Origin of the sequence: Pseudoalteromonas phenolica (genome assembly GCF_005876835.1) — a bacterium.
Taxonomy (GTDB): Bacteria; Pseudomonadota; Gammaproteobacteria; order Enterobacterales; family Alteromonadaceae; genus Pseudoalteromonas; species Pseudoalteromonas phenolica_B.
In genome coordinates this window covers 1-20,119 of the sequence record NZ_PPSW01000014.1, presented here as the reverse complement: position 1 = coordinate 20,119, position 20,119 = coordinate 1, and the positions used below count along the sequence as shown (strand labels likewise).

The 20,119-nt window shown below is 40.8% G+C and carries 18 protein-coding genes; 14 read left to right on the top strand and 4 right to left on the bottom strand.

Annotation, left to right across the window (positions count from 1 at the left end):
• Nucleotides 1-42: 42 nt before the first annotated feature.
• Nucleotides 43-1,716: an energy-dependent translational throttle protein EttA gene (ettA, locus tag C1E24_RS09545; protein WP_138480881.1), complete on the bottom strand. Its 1,674-nt coding sequence runs from the start codon at nt 1,714-1,716 to the stop codon at nt 43-45.
• A gap of 101 nt (nt 1,717-1,817) precedes the next feature.
• The gene (locus tag C1E24_RS09540; RefSeq protein WP_138480879.1) at nt 1,818-2,705 is read right to left on the bottom strand and encodes a DMT family transporter; all 888 of its coding nucleotides are present in this window, start codon (nt 2,703-2,705) and stop codon (nt 1,818-1,820) included.
• Between the two features lie 162 nt (nt 2,706-2,867).
• On the opposite strand from C1E24_RS09540, the gene C1E24_RS09535 reads away from it, so the two are divergent.
• The 13 genes from C1E24_RS09535 (at nt 2,868) to C1E24_RS09475 (ending at nt 18,199) form a co-directional block, all read left to right on the top strand.
• Nucleotides 2,868-3,815 (top strand): homoserine O-succinyltransferase, encoded by a 948-nt coding sequence (locus tag C1E24_RS09535; protein WP_138480877.1) that lies wholly within the window; start codon nt 2,868-2,870, stop codon nt 3,813-3,815.
• Entirely contained in the window at nt 3,805-4,860 is a 1,056-nt protein-coding gene (locus C1E24_RS09530) for a homocysteine S-methyltransferase family protein (protein ID WP_138480876.1), read from the top strand. The genes C1E24_RS09535 and C1E24_RS09530 overlap by 11 nt, the downstream gene beginning before the upstream one ends.
• 10 nt (nt 4,861-4,870) lie before the next feature.
• Entirely contained in the window at nt 4,871-7,504 is a 2,634-nt protein-coding gene (gene metH / locus C1E24_RS09525; protein ID WP_138480874.1) for a methionine synthase, read from the top strand.
• Nucleotides 7,505-7,780: 276 nt separating this feature from the next.
• Complete coding sequence (locus tag C1E24_RS09520) at nt 7,781-9,748, top strand: BCCT family transporter (protein ID WP_138480872.1); 1,968 nt, start codon at nt 7,781-7,783, stop codon at nt 9,746-9,748.
• Between the two features lie 334 nt (nt 9,749-10,082).
• A complete protein-coding gene (locus C1E24_RS09515; RefSeq protein ID WP_138480870.1) occupies nt 10,083-11,123 on the top strand; it encodes a Leu/Phe/Val dehydrogenase in 1,041 nt (346 codons plus the stop codon).
• A gap of 63 nt (nt 11,124-11,186) precedes the next feature.
• Nucleotides 11,187-11,822 (top strand): CatA-like O-acetyltransferase, encoded by a 636-nt coding sequence (locus C1E24_RS09510; protein ID WP_138480868.1) that lies wholly within the window; start codon nt 11,187-11,189, stop codon nt 11,820-11,822.
• 403 nt (nt 11,823-12,225) lie between these two features.
• A complete protein-coding gene (locus C1E24_RS09505) occupies nt 12,226-12,996 on the top strand; it encodes a DUF3450 domain-containing protein (RefSeq protein ID WP_058030195.1) in 771 nt (256 codons plus the stop codon).
• A 6-nt stretch (nt 12,997-13,002) separates the two neighbouring features.
• Nucleotides 13,003-14,367, top strand: coding sequence for a MotA/TolQ/ExbB proton channel family protein (locus C1E24_RS09500; protein ID WP_138480866.1), 1,365 nt, complete (start codon nt 13,003-13,005; stop codon nt 14,365-14,367).
• Nucleotides 14,367-14,891 (top strand): MotA/TolQ/ExbB proton channel family protein, encoded by a 525-nt coding sequence (locus tag C1E24_RS09495; RefSeq protein ID WP_058030193.1) that lies wholly within the window; start codon nt 14,367-14,369, stop codon nt 14,889-14,891. The genes C1E24_RS09500 and C1E24_RS09495 overlap by 1 nt, the downstream gene beginning before the upstream one ends.
• Nucleotides 14,892-14,905: 14 nt before the next feature.
• Nucleotides 14,906-15,310 (top strand): ExbD/TolR family protein, encoded by a 405-nt coding sequence (locus C1E24_RS09490; RefSeq protein ID WP_138480864.1) that lies wholly within the window; start codon nt 14,906-14,908, stop codon nt 15,308-15,310.
• Nucleotides 15,310-15,924 (top strand): energy transducer TonB, encoded by a 615-nt coding sequence (locus C1E24_RS09485; RefSeq protein ID WP_138480862.1) that lies wholly within the window; start codon nt 15,310-15,312, stop codon nt 15,922-15,924. Before C1E24_RS09490 ends, C1E24_RS09485 begins: the two co-directional genes overlap by 1 nt.
• 14 nt (nt 15,925-15,938) lie before the next feature.
• Nucleotides 15,939-17,192 (top strand): hypothetical protein, encoded by a 1,254-nt coding sequence (locus tag C1E24_RS09480; protein ID WP_138480860.1) that lies wholly within the window; start codon nt 15,939-15,941, stop codon nt 17,190-17,192.
• A gap of 44 nt (nt 17,193-17,236) precedes the next feature.
• The gene (locus C1E24_RS09475) at nt 17,237-18,199 is read left to right on the top strand and encodes a hypothetical protein (RefSeq protein ID WP_138480858.1); all 963 of its coding nucleotides are present in this window, start codon (nt 17,237-17,239) and stop codon (nt 18,197-18,199) included.
• Nucleotides 18,200-18,256: 57 nt separating this feature from the next.
• On the opposite strand, the gene C1E24_RS09470 is transcribed toward C1E24_RS09475, so the two are convergent.
• Together C1E24_RS09470 and C1E24_RS09465 are read right to left on the bottom strand one after the other, a co-directional pair.
• Nucleotides 18,257-18,625, bottom strand: a complete 369-nt coding sequence (locus tag C1E24_RS09470) for a conjugal transfer protein TraR (RefSeq protein WP_138480856.1) — start codon at nt 18,623-18,625, stop codon at nt 18,257-18,259.
• A 34-nt stretch (nt 18,626-18,659) separates the two neighbouring features.
• Complete coding sequence (locus C1E24_RS09465; protein WP_138480854.1) at nt 18,660-19,646, bottom strand: tRNA-dihydrouridine synthase; 987 nt, start codon at nt 19,644-19,646, stop codon at nt 18,660-18,662.
• Nucleotides 19,647-19,798: 152 nt separating this feature from the next.
• Between C1E24_RS09465 and C1E24_RS09460 the strand changes: the two genes are divergently transcribed.
• The coding region (locus tag C1E24_RS09460; RefSeq protein ID WP_431188321.1) for an HvfA family oxazolone/thioamide-modified RiPP metallophore at nt 19,799-20,119 on the top strand (321 nt) is incomplete at its 3' end.

The window sequence follows — 20,119 nt, the reverse complement described above, 5'->3', positions numbered from 1 at the left end:
TAATATCAATGATTTGCAAAAATTAGCTAATGCGTGAATTATTTAGCCAATTTTTTTATACTTAATTCGCTTAGGCTCGGCAGCTTGTGCGCCATAGGTCTTCTTCAACCAAGCTTCATATTCAGTATAGTTACCATCGAAGAAGTTCACTTGGCCTTCGTCGCGGTAATCAAGAATGTGTGTAGCGATACGGTCTAAGAACCAACGGTCGTGCGAGATACACATTACACAGCCTGGGAATTCTAAAATCGCATTCTCAAGGGCACGAAGCGTTTCAACGTCTAAGTCGTTGGTTGGCTCATCCAGTAGTAAAACGTTACCGCCAGCTTTTAAAAGCTTAGCTAGGTGTAGACGGTTGCGCTCACCACCAGAAAGCTCTTTTACAAACTTTTGTTGGTCGTTGCCTTTGAAGTTAAAGCGGCCAACATAGGCGCGGCTTGGGATCTCAAAGTTGCCAATTTTAAGTACGTCTTGACCGTTAGAGATTTCTTGGAAAACAGTGTTGCTGTCGTCCATGTTGTCACGGAACTGATCAACCGCAGCGAGTTCTACAGTTTCACCAACATCAACAGTACCAGCATCTGCTTGTTCTTGACCTGAGATCATTTTGAATAACGTTGATTTACCTGCACCGTTAGCACCGATAATACCGACGATTGCACCTTTAGGTACACTGAAGCTTAGGTTATCGATAAGTACACGATCGCCATAGCCTTTAGTTAGGCCATTTACTTCAATTACTTTATCACCTAGGCGAGGACCAGGTGGAATGAATAGCTCATTAGTTTCATTACGTTTTTGGTAATCACTTTGCTGTAATTCAGAGAACTGTGCCATACGCGCTTTAGATTTAGCTTGGCGACCTTTCGGATTTGAACGCACCCATTCAAGTTCTTGAGCAATTGATTTTTGACGTGCTTTTTCAGATTTTTCTTCTTGCTTTAGACGTGCATCTTTTTGCTCAAGCCAAGAAGAGTAGTTACCTTCCCAAGGAATACCATGGCCACGGTCAAGCTCTAAGATCCAACCAGCAACGTTATCTAAGAAGTAACGGTCGTGCGTAATAGCCACAACAGTACCTTCGTAGTCGTGTAAGAAACGCTCTAACCATGCAACAGACTCAGCATCTAAGTGGTTGGTTGGTTCGTCCAGTAAAAGCATATCTGGCTTTTCTAGAAGAAGACGACAAATAGCAACTCGACGACGCTCACCACCTGATAGGTGCTCAATTTTTGCATCCCACTCAGGAAGGCGAAGTGCATCAGCGGCGCGCTCTAAAGCGTTATCTAGGTTATGACCATCATGTGCTTGAATAATGGCTTCTAATTGACCTTGCTCTTTTGCAAGCGCATCAAAATCAGCGCCATCCATTGCATATTCTGCATAAACTTCATCAAGACGAGCAAGGGCGTTTTTCACTTCGCTTACCGCTTCTTCAACGGTTTCACGAACTGTTTTGTTTTCGTCTAATTGAGGTTCCTGAGGAAGATAGCCGATTTTAGTACCAGCAAGTGCATTCGCCTCACCTTCAAACTCTTTATCAACACCAGCCATGATGCGTAAAAGAGTCGATTTACCTGCGCCGTTCAGACCAAGTACACCAATTTTCGCACCAGGGAAGAAAGATAATGAAATATCTTTTAAAATCGTACGCTTAGGTGGCACCACTTTGCTAACGCGGTGCATTGAATAAATAAACTTATCTGGCAATGCCATAGATGAAACCTTTCATGTTCAAAATTAACTTGCATATTGTAGAGTTTACCTAGCGATTTCGTCAATCAAACAGCAGGTTATCTCTTTTTTTACTCATTAAATTAGCTCAAAACCAATAGCGCTACACCAGAAAAAGCAATTAACCCGCCCAATATCATATTTTTTGTCATGGGTTCTTTGCGTAGTGCGCCAATGCTCATCACCAGAAGTGGCGCTGTTGCGAAAATAGTTTGTGCGATAGCAGGATCGGTATGTTTGACTGAAATAAGCTGCAACCAAAGGCCAATGAAGGTACCAAAAAACACCGCGACAAAAAGCCATTGCTTTTGACTTATGCCATCTAAAGTAATGGCTTGTTTGAGATTTTGTTCTTTTAGACATGCGACAACACAAGCGACAGCCAGTGTGCCTGAAAATAAACGAATAAAGGCGGCCCACAAACTACCAATTTGTTCAGCGTTCATAGCACCTTTTGACATCACCATACCTGCCGCTTGGCAAGTGGCTGCAAGCAACGCAAAACCTACTCCTTTTATATAAATGCTGTGCTCAACTTGAGGTAATGGATTTTTAGGTTTAATCGCTAGTAGAACACCTAAAGTAGTGATCACAATACCAAGCCATGCAAGACCACTGAGCCATACGCCTAGCAATACAATATTTAGTACACCTGCAATGGCTGGCGCGAGTGACTCAATAACCAGAGTTCGTGCAGGGCCAATATTTCTAAGGGCTGCAAAATAGGCGCTATCGCCGATGGCAATACCCAAAATGCCGCTGACAATAAGCCAAGCCCAAGAGCTGGCTAGCTGAGGTAAAGGACTTGCAGGCATAATCAGTAAAATTAATAGCATCAGTGCACAAGCAATTATGCCTTTACTGACATTTAATTGCAGGGGGGATAAATGATGGCTAAAGCGTTTGTATAAAATTGTTGATGATGCCCAGACTATGGCTGCGCTGATCGCGGCAAATTCACCGATCCCCATTTTCTTCTCTCAATCTATTCTTTTCAGGCGAGTGGATTATTAAGGTTCTTTTTCTAGTTGCAAATAAATGAGTTGAGTTTTTGGACATCTAAACATCTAGAGGTTGAAATTTTCGACTTTACGTTCATAATGACAGCCATAAATTAAGTTGGGGAGAACTATATGCCGATCACCGTAAAAGATGAGCTACCTGCAATTGCTACACTCAGACATGAAAATGTCTTCGTGATGCCTAAATCACGTGCAAGAACGCAGGAGATCCGTCCGATGCGCTTGGCGATTCTTAATCTCATGCCCAACAAAGTTGAAACCGAAGTGCAGTTTATTCGTTTACTTGCGAATACGCCGCTTCAGGTTAACGTTGATTTATTACGTTTAGACACGCACCGCACTTCAGAAAACTCTGAGCAACACTTAGATATGTTTTATCGCTACTTTTCTGATGTAAAAGACGAAAACTACGATGCAATGATCATCACAGGCGCGCCGTTGGCTCATCTAGAATATGACGATGTTCTTTACTGGCAAGAACTCAAAGAGTTATTTGATTGGGCTGAAAACCATGTGACCTCAACGTTATTCTCTTGTTGGGCTGCTCATGCTGGTTTGTACCATCATTATGGTTTAAAGCGTGAACTTCGTGATGATAAATTATGTGGCGTATTTAAGCACCGTTGTTTGTTTGAGCATGGTGCGCTAACTCGTGGTTTTGACGACGAATTCTTAGTGCCACATTCTCGTTATGGTCACATTGAACTTGCTAAAATACAAAATACGCCTGAACTTGCGGTGTTGGCAGGCTCAGAAAAAGTGGGTGCGTATTTAATTAAAAACCAGTCAGGCAGTCAGGTCTTTTTAACCGGTCACCCAGAGTATGATGCTGATACTTTACAAAAAGAATATTTACGCGACCTAGCCAAAAGTCCTGATGCGCCAAAGCCAGAAGGGTATTTTCCGAATAACGATGCTGAGCAAAAGCCGAGTAAAACATGGCAAAGTCATGCCTTTTTGTTATTCTCAAACTGGCTGAATTATTACGTTTACCAAACAACCCCATACGATATTAACCTAGTTAGCCAAGATGTAAGGACTAACAATTATGCCGAATAAAAGTGCAGCCTTAAAAGAGGCTTTAAAACAACGTATTCTTATTTTAGATGGTGCCATGGGTACCATGATCCAAGAATATAAATTCGAAGAAGAAGATTATCGCGGCGAGCGCTTTAAAGATTGGCATGTGTTAGTAAAAGGCAATAACGATTTACTAAGCCTAACTCAACCTGATGTCATTGCTGATATTCATCGTAAATATCTAGCTGCAGGTGCTGACATTATTGAAACAAACACCTTTAACGCGACCACTATTTCGATGGAAGACTACGAAATGGGCAGTTTGAGTCGTGAAATCAACCTTGAGTCAGCTAAATTAGCACGTAAAATTTGTGATGAGTTCACTGAAAAAGAGCCACACAAACCGCGCTATGTAGCGGGTGTACTAGGTCCAACATCTAAAACGTGTTCAATCTCACCAGATGTAAACGACCCAGGTTATCGTAATATTACCTTTGATGCGCTGGTTGAGGCCTATATCGAGTCTACACTTGCCTTGATTGAAGGTGGTGCAGATTTAATTCTGATTGAGACTATTTTTGACACTTTAAATGCGAAAGCTGCGTCATTTGCTGTAGAAGAAGCGTTTGAACAAGCAGGTATTACGCTGCCTGTTATGATTTCAGGCACTATTACCGATGCCTCTGGTCGAACACTGTCAGGCCAAACAACAGAAGCATTCTATAATTCAATTCGCCATATTAAACCTATTTCAATTGGTTTGAACTGTGCTTTAGGTCCAGACTTATTACGTCCTTATGTTGAAGAGCTGTCGCGCGTGTGTGAAACCTTCACTTCTGTTCACCCTAACGCAGGTTTACCGAATGAATTTGGTGAGTACGACCTAGAAGCTAATGAAATGTCATTAGAAATCATCGATTGGGGCAAAGAAGGCTTCATTAATATTGTCGGTGGTTGTTGTGGTACAACACCTGAACATATTAAGGCGTTCGCTAATGGCCTTGCGCAAATTAAACCAAGATCTCTGCCTGAGCTAGATGTGCGTATGCGCTTAGCGGGCCTTGAAGCGTGTAACTTGAATTAGGAAGTATCTGATGACGCAACAAAATACCGCAATTTTTACCAATGTTGGTGAGCGTACCAATGTTACCGGTTCTGCAAAGTTTAAGCGCCTAATTTTAGAAGAAGATTACGAAACTGCCCTCGATGTAGCTCGTGAGCAAGTAGAAAACGGCGCACAAGTTATCGATATCAACATGGATGAAGCCATGTTAGATTCGAAAGCGGCGATGACAAAATTCTTAAACCTGATTGCTTCTGAGCCAGACATCTCGCGAGTGCCTATCATGGTTGACTCGTCTAAATGGGAAGTCATTGAAGCGGGCCTAAAGTGCATTCAGGGTAAGGCGATTGTTAACTCGATTTCACTGAAAGAGGGTGAAGAGCCGTTTATCCGTCAGGCTAAAATCATTAAACGATTCGGCGCTGCAGCCGTTGTCATGGCGTTTGATGAAACAGGGCAAGCCGAAACAGCCGACCGAAAATTTGAAATTTGTGAGCGCTCTTACCGTATCTTGGTCGACCAACTAGGCTTCCCACCAGAAGACATCATCTTTGACCCGAATATCTTTGCGGTAGCAACAGGTATTGAAGAGCACGATAACTACGCGGTTGACTTTATCGAAGGCACACGTCGCATTAAGCAAAACCTGCCACACTGTAAAGTGTCGGGTGGTGTATCTAACGTGTCATTCTCGTTCCGTGGCAATAACCCAGTACGTGAAGCCATTCACTCAGTGTTCTTATACCACGCTATTCAAGCGGGTATGGATATGGGCATTGTAAACGCCGGTCAGCTTGCAGTTTATGATGATATTCCCCTTGAGCTGAGAAAAGCCGTTGAAGATGTTGTATTAAATACTGATCCTGGCGCAGGTGAGCGTCTGGTTGAGTTGGCACCTAAGTATTCAGGTTTGGCGCAAGCAGAAAAAGTGGAAGATTTAGAATGGCGTACTTGGTCAGTCGAAAAACGTTTAGAGCATGCACTTGTTAAAGGCATTACCGAATATATTGAAGAAGATACCGAAGAGTGTCGCGCTTCGATGGATAAACCAATTCAAGTGATTGAAGGTCCATTGATGGACGGCATGAACGTGGTGGGTGATTTATTCGGTGCTGGTAAAATGTTTTTACCTCAGGTTGTAAAATCAGCCCGTGTAATGAAACGTGCTGTTGCTTACCTAGACCCGTATATCGAAGCGGAAAAAGAAGAGGGTGCAACCAACGGTAAAATCATCATGGCAACGGTTAAAGGTGACGTACATGACATAGGTAAAAACATTGTGGGCGTAGTACTGCAATGTAACAACTATGAAGTGGTTGATTTAGGCGTAATGGTGCCTGCTGAGAAAATTTTGCAAACCGCCATAGACGAAAAAGCCGATGCCATTGGTTTATCGGGCCTTATTACGCCATCGCTCGATGAAATGGTACATGTTGCGAAAGAAATGACCCGTCGTGGTTTTGATATTCCATTATTAATTGGTGGTGCAACCACTTCTAAAGCACACACTGCGGTTAAAATTGAGCCTCAGTACGACAAAGGCGTAGTGTATGTGAACAATGCTAGCCGTGCGGTAGGTGTGGTATCTAGCCTATTAAGCAAAACACAAAAGCCAGAGTTTTTAGCTAAGACTACCGCTGAGTATGTAAAAGTGCGCGAACAACAGGCACGTAAAAAGCCACGTAGTAAACCGGTTACTATCCAGCGTGCCCGTGATAATGCCGCAAAACTTGATTGGGATAGCTACACGCCACCTGTGCCGAAAAAGCTGGGTGTTACAGAGTTTAGAGATGTTAGCATCAAAACATTACGTCAATACATTGACTGGACACCTTACTTCATGACTTGGTCATTGGCGGGTAAATTCCCTCGTATTCTCGACGACGAAATTGTCGGTGAAGAGGCGAAGAAGCTTTATCACGATGCCAATGCCATGCTTGATGAGTTTGAAAAAACACAAGCGCTGAAACCACTTGGTGTGATAGGTTTATTCCCAGCGAACCGTGTAGGTGATGACATTGAGATCTACACAAATGAAACTCGTTCTGAAGTATTAGAGTTAAGCTGTCACTTACGTCAGCAAACAGAGAAAACCGATTTCCCGAATTACTGTTTAGCAGATTATGTCGCGCCGAAAGGCACACCTGACTACTTTGGTGCATTTGCTGTAACTGGCGGTCTTGAAGAAGACGATTTAGCTGAAGCATTCGACGCTCAGCAAGATGACTACAACAAGATCATGGTTAAAGCGGTTGCTGACCGTTTAGCTGAAGCGTTTGCTGAGTATCTTCATGAGCAAGTTCGTAAAGAATACTGGGGTTATGCAGCCGATGAAAACCTCAGTAATGAGGAGCTTATTCGCGAAAACTATCAAGGTATTCGTCCTGCGCCTGGTTATCCTGCCTGTCCTGAACATACTGAGAAGAAAAAGATCTGGTCGTTACTGCAAACTGAAGTTCGTATCGGTATGCAGCTTACTAGCTCATATGCAATGTGGCCAGGAGCTGCTGTATCGGGTTGGTATTTCTCTCATCCTGATTCTAAATATTATGCGGTAGCACAAATCCAAAAAGATCAGGTTGAAGACTACGCCAAACGAACCAACATGAGCCTTGAAGAGGCAGAGCGATGGTTGTCACCAAATCTTGGTTATGAGCCTGAATAGGCGCTCAACCTGAAATCACATCACTCTAGAAAGCACTTACTTAGTTAAGTGCTTTTTTATGCCAGATGATTTATGTAACTGAGCTCAGCTCAATTGAGCTTTAATGAAACGCCAAGATTACTTTTGTAAGAAAACTTCATATAATTAGTTAGATGTGAAATTAAATATTCATGGTGCTTTTATCTATTTCTTTATTTTTTCAATCAAGTTCAAGTGAATTAGATTGATATTTTTATTTATAGATAAAAGCTTTTCTTAGCGAAAAAAAGGTGTTCCATGCTCGGACAACAAGCAAAATTTAACAAGGCGGTATTTTTCCCAGCCTCTTTAGTGATCCTCCTATTGATGATCATCACTGTGACTGCGCCAAATATGGCAAAGTCATTGTTTGCATATATTCAAAGTGCAATCACGGTAAACGGCAGTTGGTTTTATGTCCTTACCGTCGCCATTATTTTAGGTTTTGTTTTATATTTGAGCTTGTCGAGATTTGGTTCTGTTAAGCTCGGGCCTGATCATGCAACCCCAGATTATTCTTTAGGTACTTGGATCTCCATGCTCTTTGCAGCAGGCATGGGAATAGGTTTGATGTTTTTTGGCGTTGCAGAACCCATTATGCACTATTTGTCACCGCCAACGGCTGAGCCGGGTTCACTAGAAGCGATTAAAGAAGCCATGAAAATTACCTTTTTTCATTGGGGGTTTCATGCATGGGCAATTTACGCCATTGTCGCTTTGGTATTGGCTTATTTTTGCTATCGACATAAGCTCCCCTTAACACTTCGTTCAGCTTTACATCCGATCATTGGCGATAAAATATATGGCTGGCAAGGGCACTTAGTCGACATTTTTGCGGTTGTGAGTACGGTTTTTGGTGTCGCGACTTCTTTAGGTTTAGGGGCAAGCCAAGTAAATGCCGGGTTAAACTATTTATTTGAATTAGATGTAAACCAAACAAATCAAGTCATTATCATGGTGGTCATCACAGCACTCGCTTCAGTGTCGGTTGCAACAGGGTTAGATAAGGGAATTAAAATACTGTCAGAAACCAACATGTTGCTTGCAATCGCTTTACTTGTATGTATTTTCATTCTAGGGCCCAGTGTCTTTTTACTGCAAGCCTATGTGCAAAACGTTGGCGCGTATCTCTCAGAAATTGTCTCGAATACATTCAACTTATTTGCTTATGAGAAGAAAAGTTGGATTGGCGGCTGGACCATTTTTTATTGGGGCTGGTGGTTAGCATGGGCACCATTTGTTGGTTTATTCATTGCACGTATATCAAAAGGTAGAACTATTCGAGAGTTCGTATTAGGTGTCATGGTGGTGCCTACTGCATTTACATTGCTTTGGATGACTGTTTTCGGAAATAGTGCGATTTACATGGTAGTTGAGCAGGGCGCTCAGCAAGTAGCTAATATGGTGAGCGAAAACTCTTCTGTGGCTTTATTTGTGTTTTTAGAGCAGTTCCCTTGGTCAACAATATTGACTGTATTATCTGTTGCTATGATTGTTATTTTCTTTGTCACATCATGCGATTCGGGCGCTATGGTAATTGATATGCTGTGTTCAAATGGTGAGAATGACACCCCAGTTTGGCAGCGTTTATTCTGGGCGATTAGTGTTGGCGTGGTTGCAGCTGTACTTAGTCTAGTTGGCGGTTTAGAAGCCTTACAAACCATGACGATTGCTAGTGCTTTACCTTTCTCACTCGTGCTACTGTTTTCATGTTTTGGGTTAGTGAAAGCATTAGAAGTTGAAAGTGCTAAACGCGAAAGTTTACAGCATCATGCTGTGATAAATATGAGCAGTGAAGAAACCTCCGACTGGAAAGAAAAGCTGAATAACATAGTGTCAACGCCTGATAAAAAAGACATCAATCAGTTTTTAAATAAAGAAGTGAAGCGAGCATTTAAAGCATTAAAAGCGCAGTTTGAGCTGAATGATATTGAAGCAGAAATTCAATCCTCAGAGAAGAGTATTTCGTTTATTGTAAATCACGGTGACGAACATGACTTTATTTATGGTGTATATAAAAAAGAACACGTGCAACCAAGCTTTAGTCATGACCAAGAAGAAGGCTATGAAAGTTATTATCGTGCGGAGGTCCATTTACTTGAAGGCGGGCAAGATTATGACATTATGGGCTGGTCAGAAACTGCAGTGATCAATGATGTGATAAATCAATATCAAAAACATATGCACTTTTTACATATCCTTCGTGATGAAGGGCCTGTTTTATAAATCTGAGCCTTTATCAAAATATAGCACTATCAAATTAAAAACCGCCAAATGGCGGTTTTTTGTATTAAAAATTTTACACTCAACATAACCTTTACGTTAACGTAAGCTCTTTATGCCGCTTGAGTAACTATTTTTAACTTAAGAAAATATTTACAGGTTTTAATTTGACTATAATTTTCGTTAAATTTGTATTTGTTGAATTAAAATTGTCAATTAAGAGAATTGTAGGGGAGGATTGTCTCAATTTATAGAGAATTTAAAAATATAGTGATAGAGTCGATGCAGTTTCAGCGCTATGCCCGATTATTGGGTAAAAATTTCGGAGAACTATAAAGTGGCTGTATTTAACCAAGTTGAATTTGATAACCATGAACAAGTGGTTTTTTGCTCTGATAAAGAGTCTGGCTTAAAAGCAATTATTGCTGTTCATAGCACAAAATTAGGTCCTGCAGTGGGTGGCTGTCGTATGTGGGATTATGCAAAAGACGAAGATGCTGTTTATGACGTATTGCGCCTATCTAAAGGTATGACTTATAAAAATGCGGTTGCTCGTTTACCATTTGGTGGTGGCAAGTCTGTGATCATTGGTGATGCGAAAACAATTAAATCAGAAGCTTTATTCAGAGCATTTGGTAAGCAACTTGAGCGTTTAGGTGGCACTTATTATTCAGCAGAAGACGTGAACATCACAACAGGTGATGTAATGACGATGCACAAAGAAACTAATTACGTAATGGGCTTAGAAGGTAAAAGTGGTAACCCTTCTCCGTTTACAGCGCTTGGTACTTTCCTAGGTATTAAAGCTGCATTTAAACATAAGCACGGACATGAAGATTTAAATGGCGTTAAAGTATCAGTTCAAGGTTTAGGAGCTGTAGCTTATACATTATGTAAATATTTACATGAAGCGGGCGCACAGTTATTCGTTACTGATATTAATCAAGAATCTGTTGAAAGAGTGGTAAACGATTTTGGCGCTACAGCAGTGAATATCGACGAGATTTACGACCTAGACGTTGATGTATATGCGCCGTGTGCACTTGGTGCAACGGTAAATGACGAAACAATTCCTCGTTTGAAAGCACAAATCATTGCTGGTTGTGCGAATAATCAGCTAGCAGAGTCTCGCCATGGTGAAATTTTACGAGAAAAAGGCGTTTTATACGCACCAGATTATGTGATTAATGCTGGTGGTATTATTAACGTTTACTACGAAACTAAGCCGGCTGGTTATAATGAAGCAGATGCCACTAAGCATGTGGAAGGCATTTATGACACACTAGCTGAAATCTTCAAGCGTTCAGAAGAAGAACAAAAGTCGACACATATAATTGCTGATGAACTAGCACAAGAAATTATCGCGAACGGTCTATAATTCCTTTGCTTTAAATAATGTAATTGTTCTAATAGAGGGATGTAATCAAACATCCCTTTTTTTATGAAAAAAATTGATCTCGACACTTGGCCGAGAGCCGAGCACTTCAAGTTCTTCTTACCTTTCTCACAACCCTACTTTAATGTAGTTATTGACCTTGAAATGAAAGCGCTGTTTAAGTTTGCAAAATCACAGCAATTGAGTTTCACAGCTTGCTACTTATATTGCTTGCAAGAAGCGGTAGCGCGTTATGCACCAATAAGGTATCGAATAGTTGACAATGAACCAGTTGAAGTAACAGATATTACCTTGAGTACTGTATTTTTGCGCTCAGATGAGAGTTTTAGATTCGTTCCATTAGAAACACAAAATTCATTATTAGCATTTTGTGAACATTACACACAGCAAAAACATACTTTTTTAGATAAACCATTGTTAAATCCTTCTTTTATTGAAGGTGCCGATAAAATTACACAAATGTATATTTCAATCTTGCCATGGTTTAAATTCTCAGGTTTTAAACACGCTGAGCATACGCCTGTTGCTTCGGGCATTCCGAAAATTGTATTTGGACAATATCAAAAAGAGCAAGGAATAATACCCGTCTCAATTGAAGTACATCATGCATTAATGGATGGATTACATATATCGCAGTTCATCGATGCTTTTAATCAAGTCGTCGCAGAAATTTGTACATAAAACTGAGCCATTTAAGTGTAGTTTTGCTATCACAAGTAAAAAAAACACAAAAAAACAAGGCTCAATAAAAGTGCTTTTAAAACAACTTCTTAAAATTAAATTTCGGTATTTTAAAACTTCAGTTACAGGATGTTTTTACCCTGTAACAAAATGTAAAAACAATGTGTGCTTTGTCCGTTTTTCATAGGCAGAATGCTTTGGTGAATGATTTGTGATGTTAATATTATGTTTTATATAAAAAATATTAATCCATTTTCAAAAAATTAGTTTTGCCTATGAAGTTGACACATGGCCTTGCATTTAGCATTATTGGAAAGTTGATATCTGTAGAAAGATATCAGGGTAGCTCTACTATAAAGAGCAAAAAATTATAAAAGTAACATTACTTAATTGGTTGGGAACTATGTCTGTTAAAATCAGAAAGAGTCTTGTAGCTACAGCACTTCTAGGTGCAACAGCTTTCGCAAGCAGCAACGTGATTGCAGATCCTTTGAATGACATACAAAAAGTAGGTCAGCAAACTCAAACGGCTGCAAAAAAATCACAAGAAAAAATTGATAACATTTATGGTCAAACTCAAGAGATGATCGGTGAGTACCGCAGTGTTGTTGATGAAACAGAATTATTAAAAGTTTATAACGACCACGTAGCACGTTTGGTAGCTGACCAAAATGCTAGCATCGAGTCACTTAATCGTCAGATTGGTACGATTGAGAAAACTAAACAGGACGTTGTGCCTCTGATGTATCGCATGATCGATACGCTTGAGCAATTCATCAAAGCGGACGTTCCGTTTGACACTGAAACTCGTTTAGGTCGTGTTGAAAAATTACGTGATCTTCTTTCTAACTCTAAAGTAACGACTTCAGAGAAGTTCCGTCAGGTTCTTGAAGCATACACAATTGAGACTGATTACAGCTCAACAATGGTTGCATCTCAAGGCTCACTAGAAATCAACGGTAAAAACATCAACGTTGACTTCGCACGTATTGGCCGTGTTGCATTTGTTGCTCAATCATTCGACCTTAAGCACGCTTGGGTTTGGAACAACAGCGCAAAACAGTGGGATGAGCTAGGCGAAGAGTACATCAAGCCAGTTAAAACTTTCATCCGTATCGCACGTGGTCAGGCTGCACCTGAACTACTAGCACTTCCAATCTTTGGCGCGGAGTAATAAATAATGAAGAAATTATTTAAAGGTTTTGCAGTAGCGGCTGCTCTATCTGTTTCAGCTGGTGCAGCTCTAAACGCGCACGCAAACACTGAAACTCTAGACAAAATCCTTCAAGAAGTTAAACAAAACCGTATTTCTGAAGGTAAAATCAACAAGCAACGTGAGCAAGAATTCCTTTCTGCTCGAGCTGACAAGCAAGCACTTCTTAATAAAGCTAAGCGTGATTTAGCAAACGAGAAGGCTCGTGGTGAGCGTTTAAACAACCAGTTTAAACAAAACGAAATCACACTTGCTGAAAAAGAAGTTGAGCTTCAAAACGCAACTGGTACTTTAGGTGAGATGTTCGGTGTTGTTCGTCGTTCAGCTTCTGAAGCGATCGGTTCAATCGAAGCATCACTAGTAAGTGCTGAAAAGCCAGGACGTGCAGAAGTTCTTCGTTCATTAGCAGCAGCTAAAGAACTACCAACTACTCGCGAACTAGAAGAGCTTTGGATTGCTTTCCAAACTGAAATGACTGAATCTGCAAAAGTATCTACTTTCGAAGCGCAAGTTGCTGAGCTAAGTGGTGAAATCAATACTAAGCAGGTTACTCGTGTTGGTAACTTCAACCTAATCACAAAAGACGGCTACGTAGTATACGATGCAGCTAACAAAGCTATCGTTCCACTAGGTAAGCAGCCAGATGGTCACATCTTCAACACTGTTGCTGACCTTCTAAATACACAAGCTGGTTCATACACTAAGTTCTATGTTGACCCTGCGCGTGGCGGTATCTTACGTCTAAACACTCAGCGTGCAACTGTTGAAGAACGTTGGCACCAGGGTGACACAGTTGGTTACATCATCACTGCATTACTTGCAATTGGTGCGTTACTAGCGTTAGTTCGTTTCCTAGACCTACTTATGGTTAGTGCTAAAATCAAAGCACAGGTTAAGAACATCAACACGCCTAACGAAAACAACCCACTTGGTCGTATTCTTAAAGTTTACCATGACAACAAAAACCAAGACGTTGAAAACCTTGAGCTTAAGTTAGACGAAGCAATTCTACGTGAAACGCCTCGTATCGAAGCTGGTATCAACATCATCAAGATCTTAGCTGCTATCGCACCGCTACTAGGTCTACTTGGTACAGTTGTTGGTATGATCTTAACGTTCGAATCAATCACATTATTCGGTACTGGTGATCCGAAGATCATGGCAGGTAACATCTCTCTAGCGCTTGTAACAACAGCTCTAGGTCTGATTGCTGCTCTACCACTAATCCTATTACACGCAATCGTTTCAGGTCGTAGTAAAGCAGTTCTACATATCCTAGACGAGCAGAGTGCAGGTATTGTTGCTGCGCATGCGGAGAAGGAGAAAGCCTAATGCTAGTCCTGATGGAGATTTGGGAATCTATCAGGGATTTTGTTGGCACAGGCGGCCAGGTATTATACGTGGTCGCGATAGCACTCTTTCTAATGTGGGTATTAATGATTGAGCGCTATTGGTTCCTACTCGCCGAGTATCCGAAAATGAAAGCGGATATCGTAGCGAAGTGGGACGCCCGCCAAGACACTACGTCTTGGTACGCACACAGAATCCGCGATGCATGGATTTCTGAAGCGTCTGAAAAATTAGAAGCGCGCATGTTGATTATCAAAACATTGGTAGCCATGTGTCCATTAATCGGCCTACTAGGTACTGTAACGGGTATGATCAGCGTTTTCGAAACGATGGCTACTCAAGGTACTGGTAACGCTCGTCTAATGGCATCGGGTATTTCAATGGCAACGATACCAACAATGGCAGGAATGGTTGCGGCACTATCTGGTGTATTCTTCAGCACTCGCCTAGAAGCTAGAGCGAAAATGGCTAAAGAAAAGCTAGTAGATAGTTTGCCTCATCACTAAAGAGAGATATTAATATGGCACGTAAACAACGTTTTCGTGAGGAAGAAGAAGCAGCAGTAGACATGACACCGATGCTAGACATCGTATTCATCATGCTTATCTTCTTCATCGTAACAACTTCTTTCGTGAAAGAAGCTGGTATTGAAGTACAAAAGCCAAAGGCTGCACAAGCTCAAACTAAGAAAAATGCGAACGTATTCATCGCGATCCGTGAAAACGGTGAAATCTGGATGGATAAGCGCGCAGTTGATGTTGAGCGTGTTAGTGCAAACCTTGAAAGCATCCTAGCTGAGCAACCTACTGAAACCGTAATCATTCAAGCTGATAAAGGCGCGAAGCACGGTGTGGTTGTTAAAGTTATGGACCAAATCAAGGCGACTGACGATCAATTAAAAATCTCAATCGCTGGAGCTAAGTAATGATTCGTTTTCTGTTTTCACTTGTAACAGGTGGGGCAGTTACTTTCGGCTTATTTTATTTTATGGCATTTCTGATCTCTGGCGGAGCAGATAGAGCTGAAAATGAAAAAGAAGAAATTGTAGTCGAAATTTTGACGAATCCACCTGAATCTGAGGTTCAAGAGCGCAGACGTGTTCCGCCTCCACCTCCGCCGCCGCCGCAGCAGCCGCCTAAACCGCAGCCGCCGCAGCCTGACAATGCTAACCCTAACGCGGGTGCTATTGGCTTTAACATGCCTAGCATCGACATTGGTGGCACTGCAGGTGGCCTAAGTGGGCCTGGTGAATTTGGCCGTGATGGTGATGCAACACCTATCGTACGTATTGAGCCGAAGTATCCGACTCAAGCGGCACGTGACGGTAAAGAAGGTTGGGTACAACTTTCATTCACTATTAACGAGCTTGGTGGTGTTGAAGATGTAAAAGTTATCGATGCTGAACCTAGGCGTATTTTCAACCGTGAAGCAATAAGAGCCTTACGTAAATGGAAATACCGCCCGAAAATCATCGATGGCAAGCCACAAAAGCAACCTGGTCTTACTGTACAGTTAGACTTTAAACTTAACCAAGATTAATAAGGAGCGAAGAAATGAAGCAATTACATAAAGCAACAGCTCTTGCGCTACTTATGACGCTTACAGGTGTATGCAGCAACGCTGTTGCTGCACCTGACCCAGCTAAAATCGAAGCGCGTAAAAAAGCTAAGACAAAGATCATGGGTGAGCGTACTGGTAAGAAAGTTGTTAAAGCATTTGAACTTTACAACAACGACCAGCTTGACGAAGCTATTGCTTTGATGGAAGAGTTAGACCCGTCTAATGATTTCGACAAAGCGACTGTAGATAGATACCTAGGTAACTTCTATGCTCAGAAAGAAGATTACACTAAGGCACTTGATTTCGTTAAGCGCGCTGTGGAACCTGATGTTTTAAACTTCAAAGACCAAGCAGATACCCTTAAATTTGTTGCAGACCTTTATTTTGGTCAGCAAATGTATGTTGAGGGTATTAAAGCGTATAATGCTTGGATGGACTTTACTGGTGACGAAGACGACAAAGTATATGCCAAAATGGCGCAAGGTTACTTTGAGTTAAAGCAATTTAGTAAAGTTATCGAACCAGCAGACAAAGCAATTAAATTGGCAAAAGAGCCAAATAAAAATTACTTTATGTTGAAGGTCGGTTCATACTTTGAACTTAAGCAGTTTAATAAAGTTGTAGAAGTTGGTGAGACTCTAGTTAAGTTGTTCCCTGATGATAAACAAAACTGGACTCGTCTAGGTTCTTTCTATATGTCTACCGAAGAGTTTAAAAAAGGTCAGACAGTTATGGAAATAGCTTATAGAAAAGGCTATTTCGAGAAAGAGAACCACTACAAAATATTAAGCAGCTATTACTCGCTAAATGATATTCCTTACAAAGCCGCCATTGTTATGGAAAAGGCTTTGAAGGAAGACAAAGTTAAGCGTACTAAGCAAAACGTTACTGCTGTTGCAAGTTACTTCCACCAATCGAAGCACCTTGTAACTGCCGCGAAATACTATGAAGAAGCCGCTAAGTTTGATGACGACGCAGATCTTTTTAGAAAAGCAGGTAACTTATTACTTACTGAGCAAAAGTACAGTGCTGCAGTTGAGCGTTTAAATAAAGCGCTTGAATTAGGTACTGACAAGAAGGGGTCGACTTACTCTGACTTAGCTGAAGCTTACTTATACCAAGAGAAATATAAGCAAGCCTATAGAGCGATTGTCAAAGCACAAGAAGATCCACGTACTCGTAAGTTTGCTAGAGGTTGGGCAACGTTCATTAAGGACAAAGCACAACGTAAAGGCATAAGCTTATAAATAAAAAGCCCCGAAAGGGGCTTTTTTTATAGTTGGAAGTGAAGGTGAATAATAAATTTCTTTTAATAATACTCCCCATTCTGCTTTTGTTATCCGCATGTACTGAACAGCAGAAACTTAGTTCTTTTAAAGAAGTGCAAGCACAGTTAAAAAATATCAATGCTGTTTTGTTGACCAAGAGCAAGCATGAACTGTCAGAAGAATTACCTTTCAGTGAGGCTTATTTAAAGCAAAGGCACATTGTTTTAAACTCTGCTGATCTTCAGTCATTCACTGAGCATCAAGTTAATGAGTTACAATATTTGATAATTCAAGAACGTTACCCTGAAAGATATTTACCCTGGCCAGCAGCGATAAATGTTGCATCAAATCTTAGTGAAGGACAGAAACCGGCGTGGCAGAGTCTAGTTAAGGCTAGGTTAGAAGATGCTAAGCAAAGCAAAATACTTTATAACAGATATGAATTGAAACGGTTAAAAACGTATTCTGAATCTGAATCATTAACTGATCTAACTGACTATTTTAAAACATATAAGCCAAGAAGCCGTTTAGGCATTTACCAGCTACCTAATGGTAAAGAGTGGTATCAAAGCAAAGTGAATCACTATTTAGGCAATGTAGAAAATCCTCAGGTTGTTTTGGCCAATCTTCAAGCTTTAACAAATGAGTATGATAATCAAGAAAACGATTTAGAAGCACTAAGCTTAGTTAAGATTGCAAAAAAGCATTGTTCTATCATCGGAGGTTTAAACTGGGAACATGAGTTTGTTAACTTACATGAGACTTTCGAACAGTGTGAAAAACAGAAGCTAGTAGCCTATAAACAGGTAATATTAGTATTGGCTGAGATAGACTTGGGTATTCACTTTCAGGCTTGGTCAGAAGAACAAGCCATGGTGGTATTAAATCAAAAATTATCGCTGCAGCCAGAGCAAGCAATGGATTTCTTAGATTATATCATCATGAAACCCGCGGCTGTTTTATCCTTAGCTAGGGTTTATTTTTAGAGTGCAGCTGTAAGTGATAGATAATAAAAAGGCCTTTTCTTACTAAGGCCTTTTCAATCAGTTATGTGCTTTTTTTCGCTTTTTCTCTTCACAAACCGGGCAACGTTGTTTAGCCGGATCTTTTGAAAGCTCCAGAAGTTCAAGTTTTGTCTCACAATCACAGCAGTAACCAAATTGGCCAATATCTATTTGGCATAAAGCAGCTTCTAGTTCCATAAGCCGCTGAAAACGGGGAAACTGGTTTGGGTTAATTTTAGTGACCGCTAAGTCAATCCACTCTCCTGGTGTTGAGTTTTCTAACATTGAAGCCAATTCGCCAGTAAACTCATGTTGTGCGTCTTTAAGCTCATTTAAAAACTCACATCGAACAGAGTCTAATTCAATTTTTAGCTTGCTTTGAAAGTCTTTAGTTTGATTTGCATTCATGATCGCTCTCCTATGAGCAATCATTATGGTACTTCTAAGCGAATCCGTTATGATTTGAATCAATGCTAGGACACTTTGCATATTTCTCTAACACAGAGACAACCTCGTCTTTATTTTTAAGCTTTCTAATTTCGTCAAAAAGATCATTGGCTTGTGGATACTGCAGTTTGAGATAGCCGAGCCATTGTTTGGTTCTTGATGAAAAATATTTTTCACTTAAAGAAGGATCTTGATGCATAGATGAATGCAAAATATGGTAAATAACATTTTCCCAAGATAAAGGTGTGTAAGAGTCACTATTTCTGTGAGCTTTAATTTTCGCAGCTAAGTCTGGTGTTGCCAATGCACCACGTCCAAGCATTAGATCTGAGCAACCACTGCGCTCTTGACAGCGATACGCATCTTCAATTTGCCAAATCTCGCCGTTTGCGACAATTGGCATGGTAACTCTATCAAGAAGAGGTTTTATTTTTTCCCAGTATGCAGGCGGTTTATAGCCATCTCGCTTTGTTCTTGCATGAATAGCTAAGCTCGAAGCCCCTGCACTTTGAACTGCATCGACAATTTCAGCAGTATTACTGTCATCATCAAAGCCTAAGCGTATCTTAGCGCTGACTTCATGTTCGGCTGGAACAGCTTCTCTTACTGCTTTTATAATTTGGTACATGAGCTCAGGTTCTTTTAACAGAACTGCTCCACCTTTACTTTTATTAACCGTTTTAGCCGGGCAGCCAAAGTTAAGGTCGATACCATGTGAGCCAAGCATGACGGCTTTACGTGCATTTGCAGCAAGCGCATGAGGAACTTGACCCAGAAGCTGAATGCGAACAGGAGTACCAGACTCGGTATAGCCATTATTTAATAGTTCAGGGCAAGTTTTGATAAACACTCTTCGTGGAAAAGTGAGATCGACAACGCGAATAAACTCTGTTACACATAAATCAAAGCCACCAAGGTTTGTTAAAAGTTGGCGCATTTTAAAATCTACAACGCCTTCCATTGGTGCCAAAATCAATTTCATAACTTGCTCTATACTACTTAAAGGGCGCTTATTTTAAACGAGAGGAAGGGTGTTGCTAAGTTAAAATTGAATTTTTTTAGATTTAATGAAATATTCTTTTTTGTAGTAGGGTCTACTAAGTGAATTGAACGAAATATCCCAAAGGGTCGAGTATGAAAAATTTAAAAACTAAATCAATCGCTGCTACGTTAGGTGCTGTCGTTGTTGGTACTGCGAGTTTAACTGCTTCCGCAGAAGTAAACGCTAACCCATTTGCATTTACTACTATGTCTTCTGGTTATCAATTAGATGCTGCAGAAGGTAAGTGCGGCGAAGGTAAATGTGGTGGTAAAGCTGAAAAAGAAGGCAAATGCGGCGAAGGTAAATGTGGCGGAAAAGCTAAAAAAGAAGGCAAGTGCGGCGAAGGTAAATGTGGCGGCAAAGCTAAAAAAGAAGGCAAGTGCGGCGAAGGTAAATGTGGCGGCAAAGCTAAA

What these genes read in the sequence shown, in the direction of transcription:
- C1E24_RS09505 (WP_058030195.1), top strand. Translation starts at nt 12,226, where the DNA reads ATGTCTGTTAAAATCAGAAAGAGTCTTGTAGCTACAGCACTTCTAGGT.
- C1E24_RS09535 (WP_138480877.1), top strand. Translation starts at nt 2,868, where the DNA reads ATGCCGATCACCGTAAAAGATGAGCTACCTGCAATTGCTACACTCAGA.
- C1E24_RS09500 (WP_138480866.1), top strand. Translation starts at nt 13,003, where the DNA reads ATGAAGAAATTATTTAAAGGTTTTGCAGTAGCGGCTGCTCTATCTGTT.
- C1E24_RS09520 (WP_138480872.1), top strand. Translation starts at nt 7,781, where the DNA reads ATGCTCGGACAACAAGCAAAATTTAACAAGGCGGTATTTTTCCCAGCC.
- C1E24_RS09470 (WP_138480856.1), bottom strand. Translation starts at nt 18,625, where the DNA reads ATGAATGCAAATCAAACTAAAGACTTTCAAAGCAAGCTAAAAATTGAA.
- metH (WP_138480874.1), top strand. Translation starts at nt 4,871, where the DNA reads ATGACGCAACAAAATACCGCAATTTTTACCAATGTTGGTGAGCGTACC.
- ettA (WP_138480881.1), bottom strand. Translation starts at nt 1,716, where the DNA reads ATGGCATTGCCAGATAAGTTTATTTATTCAATGCACCGCGTTAGCAAA.
- C1E24_RS09495 (WP_058030193.1), top strand. Translation starts at nt 14,367, where the DNA reads ATGCTAGTCCTGATGGAGATTTGGGAATCTATCAGGGATTTTGTTGGC.
- C1E24_RS09540 (WP_138480879.1), bottom strand. Translation starts at nt 2,705, where the DNA reads ATGGGGATCGGTGAATTTGCCGCGATCAGCGCAGCCATAGTCTGGGCA.
- C1E24_RS09510 (WP_138480868.1), top strand. Translation starts at nt 11,187, where the DNA reads ATGAAAAAAATTGATCTCGACACTTGGCCGAGAGCCGAGCACTTCAAG.
- C1E24_RS09485 (WP_138480862.1), top strand. Translation starts at nt 15,310, where the DNA reads ATGATTCGTTTTCTGTTTTCACTTGTAACAGGTGGGGCAGTTACTTTC.
- C1E24_RS09480 (WP_138480860.1), top strand. Translation starts at nt 15,939, where the DNA reads ATGAAGCAATTACATAAAGCAACAGCTCTTGCGCTACTTATGACGCTT.
- C1E24_RS09490 (WP_138480864.1), top strand. Translation starts at nt 14,906, where the DNA reads ATGGCACGTAAACAACGTTTTCGTGAGGAAGAAGAAGCAGCAGTAGAC.
- C1E24_RS09530 (WP_138480876.1), top strand. Translation starts at nt 3,805, where the DNA reads ATGCCGAATAAAAGTGCAGCCTTAAAAGAGGCTTTAAAACAACGTATT.
- C1E24_RS09465 (WP_138480854.1), bottom strand. Translation starts at nt 19,646, where the DNA reads ATGAAATTGATTTTGGCACCAATGGAAGGCGTTGTAGATTTTAAAATG.